Below are 14,011 nucleotides of genomic sequence, written 5' to 3'. Positions count from 1 at the left end.
TTGAGCCTGGGTGGTCCCTTCGGCTGCGGTGCCGGCGACCTGTGGGTCAGCGGCAATCCATTGACGCCGGGCTCCTGGCCTCGGGCGCTGGCGGATGATAACCATGAGGATTGGCGCCAAGGCAACAAAAAGAAATGTTTTCTTGTCGCTCAAGGTGTTCGGCAAAAGCATCGCCGCCTCACCTCAGGATTGGCGGCGACGTTTCGATTTCAGGTCCAGCACGTTCTTACCGACAACTGCCGTGGCGTCGGTCATGCGCGAGTCATACACCGTCAGGCTTGCCCGGTCGAGCAGCGCCTGCATGAACAGGTCGAGAGATTCCGCGGAGCATCTTTGATAACGGACCTCGAGAAAACGCTTGAGAATCGCGCAAACCCAAGTCACCAGCAGCGCACCGATGAGCAGGGCAAAAAACAGGAAGAACAAGGCAAAGCCCATTTTCGGCAGGAAAGCAGGCATGACATTCACCAGCTTGTCCTTCATCAGAGGAACATAATCGACAATCTTCAGTGCCAATGCCGCAAACCCCACGGTGAAGATGCTTCTGGCAAACTTCAACGCCAACAGGTAGTCAATGAACCGTTCAGCCCTTGATCGAGTCGACTGCCGCGAGCTTCCACTCAACGCCCTTACCTTTTGAAGGTTCTCGGCAATTTCCAGGTAGGAACCCGAGTCGACCGGGATATTTGCAGCAAGCCAGGTGGACTTGTAGTCGCCCATCCTGCTCTGCTCGAACGCATCGGAGAACCTGAGCACACCCTCTTTGCGCAGCACATGCTCTCTGAATTGCGGCTCGTACGTACGCACCCATAGCAAGAGCGCCCAACCCTCAAGGCACAGCGCCGCTAGCCCGGGGATCAGCGTGTACTCCGGCCACAGCGCAGTGACGAAAACACCGATCACGGCACAGATGGCAAGGCAGCCGAAAAGAAACATGGCTCGCCAGTACTCTCGGGTCTTTGGCCCTCCCGATACCGTTGGCCCGTGAAACAGTCGGGCGTAGCGAATGGCCAGTTTCTCCACTTCCGTTTTGGTCAGGCGTTTTTTCATGCGCTGCTCACTGTTTGAATAGACGGTAGGCAGCGTACGCCTGTCTGATACTGCGATGCCAACCAAGACAGTGGACTTACTGATAGGGCGATGGCGTCGATCGGCACCGACCCTGCCGCTTGTCACTCGCCCGCCAGTTCAGCACAGCTATCGGACCCACGCACTCGAATCGTACTGTTTTTCTAGCTAATCGTACTTAGGCCTTTCTACAAAGGCTATTTTATTGAGAGTGTCACCCTATTACGTAATACGTACCATGTTTCAGGCATTGCCTGACTTGTCGCCTGACGCCGCACTGCAGCCAGTCAGGCGACGGCCCCCGCCAACTGTTCGCGCAACCACTGATGCGCAGGATCCCGGTGCACGCGCTCCGGCCACAGCATCAGCATCTCGAAGCCCGGCACCGCCAGAGGTGCCTCCACTACCGCGAGCGCCGGATTCCCGATCACCAGGCGCTGCGGCAGCATGGCCACCAGGTCGCTATCGAGCAGCATTGGCGCAACGCCCGAGAAGCGCGGTACCGACAGCACCACGTTGCGCGCAAGGCCCTGCTCGGCCAGGGCGTCGTCAGTGGGGCCGCTGAAGCCGCCGCCGTCGGGCGACACGATGACATGCTCCAGCGCACAGAACTGCTTGAGCGTCGGCCGGCGCCTGAGACGTGGATGATCGACACGCCCGGCCAGCACGTAGCGGTCAGTGAACAGCGGACGCTGGCGCAAACCGGGCGGCGCATCGATGGCGATGTGGAAAGCCAGGTCCAGCTCGCCCTGCTCCGCCTTGCGCACCAGCGTCGGCGGGTTCATGTCGACGATGGCCAGGCGCGTGCCGGGGGCGGCCGCACGCAGTGCGCCCAGCGCAGGAAGCAGGATGGTCGCTTCGGTGTAGTCGGTCGCGGCCACCCGCCAGGTCAGCTGTGCCCGGGCCGGGTCGAACGGTCGCTCGGCGGCGATGGCCAGGCGCAACGCTTCCAGGGCCTGGCTCAAGGGCTCGCGCAGTGCCAGGGCACGGGCGGTCGGGCGCATGCCGCGAGCCCCCGGCAACAGCAACGGATCGCCCAGTGCATCGCGCAGCCGCGCCAGCTGCACGCTGACCGTCGGCTGGGCGAGGTGCAGGCGCTCGGCGGCGCGGGTGACGTTGAGCTCGGCAAGCAGCGCGTCGAGGGTGACCAGCAGGTTCAGGTCCAGACTTCGCAAGGAATCATGCATGGCAATACCTGCAATTTCATCTATTCATTTCAACAATATTCAGGGTATCCGCATGCTTTGGCTATCCCCTACCGGAGCCCGACCATGAATATCCTGATCGTCTACGCCCATCCCGAACCCCGCTCGCTCAATGCCGCCCTCAAGGACTTCGCCGTCCGCCACCTGGAAAGCCAGGGCCACCATGTCCAGGTCTCGGACCTCTATGCGATGAAGTTCAAGGCCGTGCTGGACGCCGACGACAGCGTCGAACACCCCGCCGATGAGCGCTTCAGCCCCTCCGACGCTTCGCGCCGCGCGTTCGCCGAGGGCACCCAGGCGCCCGACATCATCGCCGAACAGGCCAAGCTGCAGTGGGCCGACGCGGTGATCCTGCAGTTTCCGCTGTGGTGGTTCGGCCTGCCGGCGATCCTCAAGGGCTGGGTCGAGCGCGTATACGCCTATGGTTTCGCCTACGGTGTCGGCGAGCACTCCGACCGGCACTGGGGTGATCGCTACGGCGAAGGTCGGCTGGCGGGCAAGCGCGCCATGCTGATGGTCAGCATGGGTGGCTGGGCCTCGCACTACAGCGAGCGCGGCATCAATGGCCCACTCAACGACATCCTGTTTCCGATCCAGCACGGCATCCTGTTCTACCCGGGGTTCGAGGTGCTGCCGCCATTCGCGGTGTACCGCACCAGTCGGGTCGATGATGCGGGCTTTGCGGCGGCGTGCAAGGCGCTGGGCCAGCGGCTCGATGGATTGTGGAGTGATGCGCCCATTCCGTTCCGGCGGCAGAACGGTGGGGATTATGTGATCCCGGCGTTGACCCTGCGGCCAGAGCTTGCGCCTGGCCGGGATGGATTGGGTGTGCATGTTGCCGACGATGTCTAGCGAGGGACACCAGTTGTCCGCCGCAACCCCTGCAGCGCTCGATCTCATAGGTGCCACAACCCTGTCGGCGGACACCATCGATCACTGCTCTGACACATTTATTTTCATCATATTGATAAATGAAATATTTCATGTCATTTTCTTCTCCGTGCCCAGGCCCCTCCCAAACAGGGCCCTGGACGGTACGCCCCACCCAACGGAGTCAAGAACATGAACAAGACAGGACTTCTCGGCGCGCTGGCACTCTTTGCCTGCAGCGCCTTCGCCCAGGCCGATGACGCCAGCCTGCGCCTCGGCATCGAGGCCGCCTACCCGCCCTTCTCCTATCGCACCCCAGAAGGCGAACTCGCCGGCTTCGACTACGACATCGGCAATGCCCTGTGCGCACAGATGCAGGTCAAGTGCCAGTGGGTGATCCAGGAGTTCGACGGCATGATCCCGTCGTTGAAAGTGCGCAAGATCGACGCGGTGCTGTCGTCGATGTCGATCACCGAGGATCGCTTGAAGTCGGTCGACTTCACCGACAAGTACTACCAGACCCCCGGCAAGTTCGCGATGAAGGCCGGCAGCCGGCTCGACACCCCGGCGGTGGACCTCAAGGGCCGCAAGGTCGGGGTTCAAAGGTCGTCCACCTATGACCGCTTCGCCACCGAACAGCTGGAGCCGGCGGGGGTCGAGATCGTCCGCTACGCCTCGCAGAACGAAGCCTTCCTCGACCTGGTATCCGGGCGCCTGGATGCCACTCTCGCCGATAGCGTCAACACCGAAGAGAGCTTCATCAAGACCCCGTCAGGCCAGGGCTTCGCCCTGGTCGGCCCGGACATCGCCGACCCGCACTACTTCGGCCGCGGCGCCGGCATCGCCGTGCGCAAGGGCGACAGCGCCAACCTGGCGCGGCTCAACGCCGCCATCGCCGCGATCCGCGCCAATGGCACCTACCAGCAGGTGCAGCGCAAGTACTTCCCGTTCGACATCTACGGCCAATAGCGCAGGCTGACGAGGGTTTTCATCATGCTTCACGGCTACGGATCGAGCATTCTCGATGGCGCCTGGCTGAGCATCCACCTGGCCCTGCTGGCGATGGCCCTGGCCATCGGCCTGGGCCTGTTCGGTGCGGCCTGTCGCCTGTCCCCCCTGAAATGGCTGGCGGTACCGGGCGAGGTCTACACCACGGTGGTGCGCGGCATTCCCGACCTGGTCCTGATCCTGCTGGTGTTCTATGGCGGCCAGGACCTGGTCAACCGCCTGGCGCTGGCACTGGGCTACGAGCAGTACATCGACATCAACCCCTTCGTCGCCGGCGTCTGCACGTTGGGCTTCATCTTCGGCGCCTACCTCTCGGAGACCTTTCGCGGCGCCTTCCTGGCCATTCCCAAAGGCCAGGCCGAGGCCGGCATGGCCTACGGCATGAGCGCCCTGCAGGTGTTTGTGCGGATCAGCCTGCCACAGATGGTGCGCCTGGCGCTGCCGGGCTTCACCAACAACTGGCTGGTGCTGACCAAGTCCACCGCGCTGATCTCGGTGATCGGCCTGCAGGACATGATGTTCAAGGCCAAGAACGCCGCCGACGCCACTCACCAGCCGTTCACCTTCTTCCTCTCCGTGGCGGCGTTGTACCTGCTGCTGACCAGTGCCTCGCTGTTGCTGTTGCGCGGCGTGGAGAAACGTTACTCGGTCGGTTTCAAAGCCGCCGAGCTCTAGGGGAGCTGCCCGATGACACTCGACTATCCGCTGATCTGGCAGAACCTGCCGCTGTACCTCAACGGCATCGCCCTGACCCTCAAGGTGCTGCTGATCTCGCTGGCCTGCGGCCTGGCCCTGGCGATCCCGCTGGGATTGATGCGGGTCTCGCGCACGTGCCTGCTGCGCTATCCCGCCTGGCTCTACACCTATGTGATCCGCGGCACGCCGATGCTGGTGCAGTTGTTCCTGATCTACTACGGGTTGGCCCAGTTCGAGGCGGTGCGCCAGAGCCCATTGTGGCCCTACCTGTCCAGCGCCACGTTCTGCACCTGCCTGGCGTTCGCCATCAACACCAGCGCCTACAGCGCCGAGTTGCTGGCCGGAAGCCTGCGCGCCACGCCGCGCGGCGAGGTGGAAGCGGCCCGCGCCATGGGCATGTCGAGAATGACGCTGTATAGGCGCATCCTGCTGCCCTCGGCCTTGCGCCGCACCTTGCCGCAGTACGGCAACGAAGTGCTGATGATGCTGCAGACCACCAGCCTGGCCTCGATCGTCACCCTGGTCGACATCACCGGCGCGGCGAAGACCTTCAATGCCCGCTACTACCTGCCGTTCGAGGCCTTCATCACCGCGGGGCTGATCTACCTGGTCCTGACCTTCCTGCTGGTACGCCTGTTCAAACTGGCCGAGCGCCACTGGCTGGCCTACCTCGCCCCCCGCAAGCACTAAGGAGCTTCCATGCAGCACATCGACCATATCCTGCCCTGGAGCGCCTGCGGGACCCAGCGCTCCCTGCGCGTGCTGCGCTTTGGCAGCGGCCCGCGCAAGGCCTACATCCAGGCCTCTCTGCACGCCGACGAGCTGCCGGGGATGCGCGTGGCCATCGAGCTCAAGCGCCGCCTGCTCGAACTCGAGGCGCAAGGTCGGCTGACAGCAGTGATCGAACTGGTGCCGCTGGCCAACCCGATCGGCATCGGCCAGATGTTCCAGGCCACCCACCAGGGCCGCTTCGAGTTCAACAGTGGCAAGAACTTCAATCGCGATTTCCCGGCGCTGACCGAAGCGCTGGCCGCTCACCTGGAAGGCCGCCTGGGCAGCGATGGCCAGGCCAACGTGACGACCATCCGCCGGGCCATGCTCGAACTCCTTGACGAACTGCCCGCGCCCGGCTCGGAGCTCGACGGCCTGCGCCGCCTGCTGCTGCGCCACGCCTGCGACGCCGACCTGGTGCTGGACCTGCACTGCGATTTCGAATCGGTGATGCTGCTGTACGCCATGCCGCAGCACTGGACCCAGCTGCGCCCGCTGGCCGCCCGCCTCGGTGCGCAAGCGGCGCTGCTGGCCGAGGGCGCCGGCGGCGATGCCTTCGATGAAGCCTGCGCGGCGCCTTGGCTGCACCTGCGCGAGTACTTCCCCGAGGCCGAGATTCCCCTGGCCTGCGTGGCGACCACCATCGAGTTGCGCGGCATGGCCGACACCGAGCGCGAACAGTGCCAGGCCAGCGCCGAGCAGATCCTCGGCTACCTCGCCGACCAGGGCCTGATCAGCGGCCCGTGGCCGGCCGCGCCGGAACACTGCTGCCAACCCACGCCCTTCGCCGGCGCGCAGTATGCCTACGCCGAACACCCGGGCGTGGTCAGCTACCTGCAGCCGCTGGGCGCGCAGGTGCGGGTCGGTGATCCGCTGTTCGAAGTGCTCGATCCGCTCAGCGACCGCCACAGCGTGGTCAGGGCCACCACCGACGGCATCCTCTACGCCCGTGAACGCCTGCGCTTCGCCCAGCCCGGCCTGTGGCTGGCCAAGGTCGCCGGCAGCACCTCCATCCGCCAAGGTCGCTTGCTCAGCGACTGACCCCTGCGAGTACCGACTGATGAACAAACTGCAAATCCACGACCTGCACAAAAGCTACGGCAACCACCAGGTGCTCAAGGGCGTTTCGCTGCAGGCCGACGCCGGTGATGTGATCAGCATCATCGGCTCCAGCGGCTCGGGCAAGAGCACCTTCCTGCGCTGCATCAACCTGCTCGAGCAACCCAATGCCGGGCAGATCCTGGTCAACGGCGAACAGCTCAAGCTGCGCGAGTGCGCCCGCGGCGGGCTGCGCGCGGCGGACCCGCGCCAGCTGCAGCGCCTGCGCGCGCGGTTGAGCATGGTCTTCCAGCACTTCAACCTGTGGTCGCACATGAGCGCCCTGGACAACGTCATGGAAGCCCCGGTGCACGTGCTCGGCATGAACCGCAAGGAGGCCCGGGACAAGGCCGAGCACTACCTGGCCAAGGTCGGCGTCGGCCATCGCCGCGACGCCTATCCGGCGCACATGTCCGGTGGCGAACAGCAACGGGTGGCGATTGCCCGGGCCCTGGCCATGGAGCCCGAGGTGATGCTGTTCGACGAGCCGACCTCGGCGCTCGACCCGGAGCTGGTCGGCGAGGTGCTCAAGGTCATGCAGGACCTGGCCCAGGAGGGCCGCACCATGGTCGTGGTCACCCACGAGATGGGCTTCGCCCGCGAGGTGTCCAACCAGCTGCTGTTCCTCCACCAGGGCCAGGTCGAGGAGCGCGGCGACCCACGCGAACTGCTGGCCCGGCCGCAGTCCGAACGCCTGTGCCAGTTCCTCGCCGGAAGCCTGAAGTAAGCGCAGGGGCGCTCCGCGGCTCCGCCGCCGGGCGCCTTGGGATACACTACCGGCAACTTTCAGGGAGCGTCGCGCCGGATGTCGAGCCATACCAAGAACACCACCGTCTACGCCTCCGCGGTCATGCGCAAGCTGTCGCAGAGCCTGGGCGAACTGCCGCCGTCCCTGCGCAAGGTCGCCGACTACATCCTGCGCCATCCGCTGAAGGCCGCGACCCTGACCATCGAGGAGATGGCCCAGGCCACCGCCACCTCACCGGCCGCGGTCAACCGCCTGGCCAAGGCCCTGGACCTTGGCGGCTACAGCGGCATGAAGGCCGAGCTGGTGGCGACCCTGCAACAGATGGTCTCGCCGGTGGACAAGCTGCGCAACGAACTGGCCCAGCGCCCAGGTGGCGAGTTCGGCCTGCATGAGCAGATCCAGAGCGCCAGCAGCAACCTGGCGACCACCGCCAGCAACAACCAGGCCGACGCCTTCGAGGCGTTCGTCGGCTGCCTGCTCGAGGCGCGCAAGGTCTATGTGCTGGGGTTCGGCAACAGCGTCTACCTGGCGGGCCTGGCCGCCTCGACCCTGGTGCCGTTCTGCAAGGACACCTGCGCCATCAGCATGGAAGGCGGCAACGAGAACGCCGCCTACCGCCTGGCCGCGATCACCGAGCAGGATGTGCTGCTGGCCATCGCCCTGCCACGCTACTCCCAGGACACCCTGCAACTGTCACGCTTCGCCCATGAGCGCAAGGCGACCGTGCTGGCCATCACCGACTCCCCGGCCTCGCCGCTGGCGCCGCTGGCCCGTCACGTGTTGTATGCCCCTGCTGATCATCCGGTGCTGACCAGCTCCAACATCGCCGTGCTGGCATTGATCGAAGGCCTGGTGGCCGGGGTCATGGCGCGCAACAAGGAGGCGGTGAAACTGGCCACCGAACTCACCGAAAGCGTGATGTCGTATCTGCATGTGCCAGGTGACAAGTTCAGCAGAAAGTAGGTGCGCCAGACAGCTGGGTAGATCCCCATGAATTTACTCCGCTTCCCCTGAGCAGCCTTCGGCACTCAACCGGGGCAACAGGTAATCGAGCAACGCCCGCACCTTGGGCAATCCCTCCCGCCTTTTCAGCCAGACCAGGTTCATCGGCAATCCCTGCGAGGTGAGCTGCGGCAACACCTCGACCAGCGTGCCGCGCTCGATATGCGTTCGGGTCAGCCAGGTCGGCAACTGGCCGATGCCCAGGCCCGCCAGGACCGCGTCGAGTATGCCTTCGCCATCGCCGATGGCCAGGTGTGGCTGGACGATCCGCTGCCTGATCTCGCCCGGCAACCCACCGCCCAGGTACCACGGCGTGACCAGACCTGTGGCCTCGCCATAGCCGATGCACAAGTGGCGCTCCAGGGCCTGCTCGTCCTGTGGCGTGCCGTGTCGCGCCAGATAGTCGGGCGAGGCGCAGAACGCCAGGCGCTGGGCACCGAAATACCGGTGCCCCAAGGCCGCAGGCCAGGCTTGCGCGCCGCCGATGCGCACCAGGATGTCCACGCCCTCCTGCACCGGGTCGATGTAGCGGTCGGAAAACGACACATGCGGTTGCAACCGCGGATGCGCCCGGGTGAACGCCACGATCAGCGGCAGTACATGCAGTCGGCCAAAGGCGGCCGGCAGATCGATGCGTACCTTGCCGTGGGGGGTGTCGCTTTCGGCGAAGATGGCCTGTTCGGCCTCTTCCAGATCGGCCAGCACGCTGGTGCAGGTCTTGTAGAACAGCGCGCCCGCCTCGGTCAGCGACAGCCTGCGGGTAGTGCGGTTGAGCAATCGTGCCCCCAGGCGCGCCACCCCCTTGCTTACCGCCGAGCCACTGAGACTCAGGCGCTCGGCGGCCGCGCTGAAGCTGCCCATCTCGACCACCGCGACGAAGACGTCGATTCCGAGAATCGGATTTACCCTTGACGCGCCCAGCTTCGTGGGTGATCGCGGATAAACCCGCTTCTACGGATCCGCGCCGCTCAGTCCTTGAGCTTCGCCGCCAACTCACGGACCCGCTCGAGGTCGGCCTTGGCCACCTTGGCCAGGCCGGTGCCGTAGTCCGCATCCGCCTTGTAGAAGAACGACAGCATGATGTAGCGGCTCTGCTCGTCCGCCGTCGCCAGGGCCTGGCCGAGGCTGTTGATCAGGTCGGTCTGATCCTTCTTGCCGTAGGAACGGAACAGCTCGCCCGCCTGTTTGAAGTTCTGCTCGCGCTGGATCTTCGCCTGCTGGGTGCTACCGCTCAGCGAGGTCTGCACGTAACGCGCGTCGGCCTGCTCGTCACGCGGTTGGCGGCGGCTCGGCTGGTAGTTCACGCCGCTGTCGGTGTGCCCGGCGTTCATCGCGCCATCCTGGTTGACGGTGTTGACCTCGGCCCGCGGGCGGTTCACCGGCAGGCTCAGGCCATTGGCGCCGACCCGGTACATCTGGGTATCGGCATAGGCGAACAGGCGCCCCTGGAGCAGGCGGTCCTCGGACGGCTCGATGCCCGGTACCAGGTTCGACGGCGCCATGGCCACCTGCTCGGTTTCCTGGAAGAAGTTGTCGACGTTGCGGTCGAGCACCATCTGGCCGATCTTGCGCTCCGGCACGTCGGGCCAGATCTTGGTCGCGTCCAGCGGGTCGAAGTCGAACCTGGCCAGCTCCTCGGGCTTGAGCACCTGGATGTACAGGTCCCACTTCGGCAGCTTGCCCTGGTTGATCGCGCTGACCAGGTCGTGGGTCATGTGGCTATAGTCGCGGCCCTGGACTTGGGCGACCTGTTTCGGGTCGAGGTTCTTCTGCCCCTGCAGGCTCTTCCAGTGGAACTTGACGTAGTGCACCTGGCCCTTGGCGTTGACCAGCTTGTAGGCGTGCACGCTGTTGCCGTCCATCTCGCGGTAGCTGGCCGGCGTGCCTTCGTTGGAGTACAGCAGGGTCAGGGTGCGGGTGGCTTCCGGTACATGGGAGAAGAAATCGAAGCGGCGCGAATCGTCATCGAGGTTGCTGCGCGGGTCCGGCTTGAAGGCGTGGACCATGTCCGGGAACTTGATGGCGTCGCGGATGAAGAAGGTCGGGAAGTTGTTGCCGACCAAGTCCCAGTTGCCGTCGGCGGTGTAGAACTTGGTGGCGAAGCCGCGTGGGTCACGCAGGGTTTCCGGCGAGTGGTTGCCGTGCACCACCGAGGAAAAGCGCACGAACACCGGGGTCTTCTCGCCGGGGCGGAACACCTTGGCCATGCTCAGGTCGCTGATGTCGGCGCTGGCGGTGAACTGGCCATGGGCGCCGGTGCCGCGGGCGTGCACCACGCGCTCGGGGATGCGTTCACGGTCGAAACGCTGCAGCTTCTGCAGCAGTTGCACGTCCTGCAGCAGCACCGAGCCGTTGGGGCCGGCGGTCTGCGAGTTCTGGTTGTCGCCGACCGGCGCGCCGTTGTCACGGGTCAGGGTGGCGGCCTGCACGGACAGCGACAGCAGACTGGCGGCGAGGCTGCCCGCCACCAGCAGGCGACCGGGTTGGAACAGCTTGAGCAAAGGGACCATGGGGTACTCCTAAAGGTTCTTTTCAGGCGTCTTGATGCGCCTCGAAAAGGGTAAGGAGCCCGTGACCGATCACTAAATTGATCCTGCTGATCAGTGCAATTGGGAATTTCAATCCTGTTTTTTATTCATGAATGCTATAGGCAGGCAAAGGTGGCCTGGCCAAGTCCACTAGAAATCCACCTTGCCGCGCCCTGCCTTGATCGTCCCACGCCTGGACTTCGAATCGAGGCGGCGGGTCTTTGAACCGAGGGTCGGCTTGGTCGGCCGGCGCTTCTTCTCGACCTTGCCGGCGCCGATGATCAGCTCGGCCAGACGCTCCAGCGCATCGATGCGGTTCTGTTCCTGGGTACGGTACTGCTGGGCCTTGATGATCAACACGCCGTCACCGGTAATGCGGCTGTCGCGCAGCGCCAGCAGCCGCTCCTTGTAGAACGCGGGCAGCGACGAGGCCGGGATGTCGAAGCGCAGGTGCACGGCGCTGGAGACCTTGTTGACGTTCTGCCCGCCGGCGCCCTGGGCACGGATGTAGGTCAGTTCGATCTCGGCATCCGGCAGATGCACGTTGTTGGAGATGGTCAGCATGGTGCGCCTCTTGTGATAGCGCGGCCATTATCGCATCTCCTTGGCGCCCTGGGGTGTCAGGCCTGCGCCATGCGCCGCCGGTACTGCCTGGCGCGCACGGCGTCGGTCCATTGCTGGCGCAGCAGCGCCCACAATGGAGATACCCTGGGCTCGGGCGCCTTGGCCTCGCTCAGCCTGCGCAGCTGGAACTTGACCATGGCCATGTTGCCCAGCGAAGCCAACGCCTTGTTCTTCCAGGTGATCGGGCGCAGTTCCGGCACCACCGTCTCCCCCGCCCGCCACGCACGGGGCAAGGCCGGCGCGATGGCCAGGGCGGTGCCGATGCCGACCATCTCGACGCCGCTCTGCACCACCTGCTCGGCGACCGGTCGACGGCGGATACCGCCGGTGACCATCACCGGCATCTTCGCCACCGTGCGGATGTCCCGGGCAAATTCCAGGAAGTACGCTTCACGCGCAAGCGTGCGGCCATCCCGGGCCTGGCCCTGCATCGCCGGCGCCTCATAGCTGCCACCGGACAGCTCCACAAGATCGACTGCCAGCTCATTGAGCAGCCGCACCACTTGCCGGGCATCGTCGGCACTGAAGCCGCCACGCTGGAAGTCCGCCGAGTTGAGCTTGACCGCCACGGCGAAACCGGGCGACACCACCGCGCGCACCGCCTTGACGATCTCCAGCAGCAGCCGCGCGCGGTTGTCCAGGGAGCCGCCCCACTGGTCGGTGCGCTGGTTGCTCAGCGGCGAAAGGAACTGGCTGAGTAGGTAGCCATGGGCTGCGTGGATCTGCACGCCGCTGAAGCCGGCCTGCTCGGCAAGCCGCGCGGAGTTGGCGAAGCGCCGGATCACCTCGTCGATCACCTCGGCAGGCATCGCCCGCGGGGTGGAGAAATGCCTGGACATGTTGCCCAGGTCCAGCGCCACGGCCGAGGGCGCCCAGGTCTGCTGCCCGAGGCTCGCCGGCATCTGCCGTCCGGGGTGGTTGATCTGCAACCAGAACTGCGCCCCCTTCGAGCGACCGATGGCGGCCCACTGGCGAAAACGCTCCAGGTGCCGGTCATCCTCCAGCACCACGCCGCCGGGGCCGGTCATGGCGCGCTGGTCGACCATGACGTTGCCGCTGATGAGCAGACCGACGCCGCCCTGCGCCCAGGCCTGGTACAGGCGCATCAGCCGGTCCGAAGGCGCATGGTCGGCATCGGCCATGTTTTCTTCCATGGCGGCCTTGGCGATGCGGTTGGGGACGACCGCGCCATTGGGCAGGGTCAGGGAGGAGAACACGTCCATCGGCAATACCTCGAGAAAGTGGCGTTGCGCAGACGTTAGCCTTGAAGTCAACTTTAAGGTCAAGCCCTGGACTGTCGAAAATTTGATCATTGACTCTCAAGTTGGCTTGAACGTTAGGGTGATTGCGCAGTGACTGCCCTTACCCACTCCTGGAGATACCGCACCGTGAAACTCGCAAGCGCAACCGCCTTGGCCGGCGCCCTGCTGATGCCCGTCACCCACGCCGCCAATGGCCTCCCTGAATACGCCGAAACCACGCAGATCGACATCGCGGGGCTCTCGGTGCCGGTGCTCAAGGGCGGGCTGTACGACCGTTACCGTTCCAACCCGCCGCTGGCCGTGATCGAGGCAGAGGCGCCGGGTATCGACCTGAGCTGGTTCAAGGGCCTGGAGAAGACCCGGGTCGACATGGGTTTCACCTCCTACTCGCCGAACTTCTACTACAGGAACAGCCGCGTCACCGCCGTCTATACCGCCGACCTGGACCGCCTGCGCGCCCTGATGCCCGCCGAAGTGCTGGAACAGGTGCAACCGTTGCAGGTGTGGCCGGGGCGCGGGCTGGTGGCGTTTACCGCCTACACCTACGACTACTGCGACAACGACAGCTACAACGAGATCGCCCTGTCGATCATCACCAGCAAACCCGGCAAGGCTAATCTCGGGCCCTTCTCCGTGGTCGGGCAGTCGATGTCCAAGGATTTCTGGGGTTATGTGCTCAAGCTGCCGGTCAATACCGAGCTGGCGCGGGTGCGCGGCGTGGTGGGCTACAACCTGCCCAAGTGGCTGACCTCGATCGACCGCCGCGAGGATGCGCGGGCGGTGACCTACGACATCGGCGATGCGCGCAGTGGCAAGGTGGATGTGATCTTCAGGGCGAAGAAACTCGAGGGGCTGTCCGCTGAACCGGGCCTGGTGACCAACAGTTTCACCAACCTCGACCACAAGGGACAACTGGCCTACGGCTACGCCACCTCGCGCCAGACCCTGCATGCCTCGAGCATGAGCGGGGATTCGGCGCAGCTGGTGCTGGGGGATGGCGAGCTGTCGCGCTATATCCGCGATCTGCAGCTGGGGCGGATGGTCAAGTACGAGTATGTGCCTGAGTTCCAGAGCGCGTTGTATGCGCCCAGACCGCTGGCGGCGCTGGCCTCGGGCGACTGAGACGGAACT

The 14,011-nt window shown here is 64.9% G+C and carries 14 protein-coding genes; 8 read left to right on the top strand and 6 right to left on the bottom strand.

All coding sequences use genetic code 11. From position 1 onward, the window contains the following. Window positions 1-183: 183 nt before the first annotated feature. Window positions 184-1,050: a hypothetical protein gene (locus K2O50_RS13135; RefSeq protein WP_050705532.1), complete on the bottom strand. Its 867-nt coding sequence runs from the start codon at window positions 1,048-1,050 to the stop codon at window positions 184-186. A gap of 305 nt (window positions 1,051-1,355) precedes the next feature. Next, window positions 1,356-2,255 carry a LysR family transcriptional regulator gene (locus K2O50_RS13130; protein ID WP_050705531.1) on the bottom strand — a complete coding sequence of 300 codons (900 nt, stop codon included), beginning with the start codon at window positions 2,253-2,255 and terminating at the stop codon, window positions 1,356-1,358. An 84-nt stretch (window positions 2,256-2,339) separates the two neighbouring features. Between K2O50_RS13130 and K2O50_RS13125 the strand changes: the two genes are divergently transcribed. The 7 genes from K2O50_RS13125 to K2O50_RS13095 all read left to right on the top strand — a co-directional run bounded on the left by K2O50_RS13125 (window position 2,340) and on the right by K2O50_RS13095 (window position 8,427). Further along, window positions 2,340-3,125, top strand: a complete 786-nt coding sequence (locus K2O50_RS13125; protein ID WP_050705530.1) for an NAD(P)H-dependent oxidoreductase — start codon at window positions 2,340-2,342, stop codon at window positions 3,123-3,125. 210 nt (window positions 3,126-3,335) lie between these two features. Next, window positions 3,336-4,112 (top strand): ABC transporter substrate-binding protein, encoded by a 777-nt coding sequence (locus K2O50_RS13120; protein ID WP_050705528.1) that lies wholly within the window; start codon window positions 3,336-3,338, stop codon window positions 4,110-4,112. A gap of 24 nt (window positions 4,113-4,136) precedes the next feature. Beyond that, entirely contained in the window at window positions 4,137-4,826 is a 690-nt protein-coding gene (locus K2O50_RS13115) for an ABC transporter permease (protein WP_050705527.1), read from the top strand. Window positions 4,827-4,838: 12 nt separating this feature from the next. Next, window positions 4,839-5,537, top strand: a complete 699-nt coding sequence (locus K2O50_RS13110) for an ABC transporter permease (RefSeq protein WP_050705526.1) — start codon at window positions 4,839-4,841, stop codon at window positions 5,535-5,537. A 9-nt stretch (window positions 5,538-5,546) separates the two neighbouring features. Further along, window positions 5,547-6,659, top strand: coding sequence for a succinylglutamate desuccinylase/aspartoacylase family protein (locus K2O50_RS13105; RefSeq protein WP_050705525.1), 1,113 nt, complete (start codon window positions 5,547-5,549; stop codon window positions 6,657-6,659). Between the two features lie 19 nt (window positions 6,660-6,678). Then, the gene (locus K2O50_RS13100; protein WP_050705524.1) at window positions 6,679-7,443 is read left to right on the top strand and encodes an ABC transporter ATP-binding protein; all 765 of its coding nucleotides are present in this window, start codon (window positions 6,679-6,681) and stop codon (window positions 7,441-7,443) included. Window positions 7,444-7,521: 78 nt separating this feature from the next. Then, the gene (locus K2O50_RS13095) at window positions 7,522-8,427 is read left to right on the top strand and encodes a MurR/RpiR family transcriptional regulator (protein ID WP_050705523.1); all 906 of its coding nucleotides are present in this window, start codon (window positions 7,522-7,524) and stop codon (window positions 8,425-8,427) included. A gap of 33 nt (window positions 8,428-8,460) precedes the next feature. Here K2O50_RS13095 and K2O50_RS13090 read toward each other — a convergent pair whose 3' ends face one another. From K2O50_RS13090 to K2O50_RS13075, 4 genes are all read right to left on the bottom strand, one after another. Continuing rightward, entirely contained in the window at window positions 8,461-9,327 is an 867-nt protein-coding gene (locus K2O50_RS13090) for a LysR family transcriptional regulator (protein ID WP_050705522.1), read from the bottom strand. Between the two features lie 107 nt (window positions 9,328-9,434). Continuing rightward, complete coding sequence (gene katB / locus K2O50_RS13085) at window positions 9,435-10,976, bottom strand: catalase KatB (protein WP_050705521.1); 1,542 nt, start codon at window positions 10,974-10,976, stop codon at window positions 9,435-9,437. Between the two features lie 168 nt (window positions 10,977-11,144). Next, complete coding sequence (gene arfB / locus K2O50_RS13080; protein ID WP_050705520.1) at window positions 11,145-11,558, bottom strand: alternative ribosome rescue aminoacyl-tRNA hydrolase ArfB; 414 nt, start codon at window positions 11,556-11,558, stop codon at window positions 11,145-11,147. A gap of 56 nt (window positions 11,559-11,614) precedes the next feature. Next, entirely contained in the window at window positions 11,615-12,841 is a 1,227-nt protein-coding gene (locus K2O50_RS13075; protein WP_050705519.1) for an NADH:flavin oxidoreductase/NADH oxidase family protein, read from the bottom strand. 207 nt (window positions 12,842-13,048) lie between these two features. Between K2O50_RS13075 and K2O50_RS13070 the strand changes: the two genes are divergently transcribed. After that, a complete protein-coding gene (locus tag K2O50_RS13070) occupies window positions 13,049-14,002 on the top strand; it encodes an acetoacetate decarboxylase (ADC) (RefSeq protein WP_082337729.1) in 954 nt (317 codons plus the stop codon). Window positions 14,003-14,011 lie beyond the last annotated feature (9 nt).

It is taken from the genome of Pseudomonas sp. 2hn (assembly GCF_019646095.1).
Classification (GTDB): domain Bacteria; phylum Pseudomonadota; class Gammaproteobacteria; order Pseudomonadales; family Pseudomonadaceae; genus Aquipseudomonas; species Aquipseudomonas peradeniyensis.
The sequence above is the reverse complement of the archived record's forward strand: the minus strand, read 5'-3'. Positions and strand labels throughout refer to the sequence as shown.

Bases quoted from the DNA above. Each gene is read 5' to 3' on its own strand.
- K2O50_RS13135 (WP_050705532.1), bottom strand. From the start codon at position 1,050: ATGAAAAAACGCCTGACCAAAACGGAAGTGGAGAAACTGGCCATTCGC.
- K2O50_RS13130 (WP_050705531.1), bottom strand. From the start codon at position 2,255: ATGCATGATTCCTTGCGAAGTCTGGACCTGAACCTGCTGGTCACCCTC.
- K2O50_RS13125 (WP_050705530.1), top strand. From the start codon at position 2,340: ATGAATATCCTGATCGTCTACGCCCATCCCGAACCCCGCTCGCTCAAT.
- K2O50_RS13120 (WP_050705528.1), top strand. From the start codon at position 3,336: ATGAACAAGACAGGACTTCTCGGCGCGCTGGCACTCTTTGCCTGCAGC.
- K2O50_RS13115 (WP_050705527.1), top strand. From the start codon at position 4,137: ATGCTTCACGGCTACGGATCGAGCATTCTCGATGGCGCCTGGCTGAGC.
- K2O50_RS13110 (WP_050705526.1), top strand. From the start codon at position 4,839: ATGACACTCGACTATCCGCTGATCTGGCAGAACCTGCCGCTGTACCTC.
- K2O50_RS13105 (WP_050705525.1), top strand. From the start codon at position 5,547: ATGCAGCACATCGACCATATCCTGCCCTGGAGCGCCTGCGGGACCCAG.
- K2O50_RS13100 (WP_050705524.1), top strand. From the start codon at position 6,679: ATGAACAAACTGCAAATCCACGACCTGCACAAAAGCTACGGCAACCAC.
- K2O50_RS13095 (WP_050705523.1), top strand. From the start codon at position 7,522: ATGTCGAGCCATACCAAGAACACCACCGTCTACGCCTCCGCGGTCATG.
- K2O50_RS13090 (WP_050705522.1), bottom strand. From the start codon at position 9,327: ATGGGCAGCTTCAGCGCGGCCGCCGAGCGCCTGAGTCTCAGTGGCTCG.
- katB (WP_050705521.1), bottom strand. From the start codon at position 10,976: ATGGTCCCTTTGCTCAAGCTGTTCCAACCCGGTCGCCTGCTGGTGGCG.
- arfB (WP_050705520.1), bottom strand. From the start codon at position 11,558: ATGCTGACCATCTCCAACAACGTGCATCTGCCGGATGCCGAGATCGAA.
- K2O50_RS13075 (WP_050705519.1), bottom strand. From the start codon at position 12,841: ATGGACGTGTTCTCCTCCCTGACCCTGCCCAATGGCGCGGTCGTCCCC.
- K2O50_RS13070 (WP_082337729.1), top strand. From the start codon at position 13,049: ATGCCCGTCACCCACGCCGCCAATGGCCTCCCTGAATACGCCGAAACC.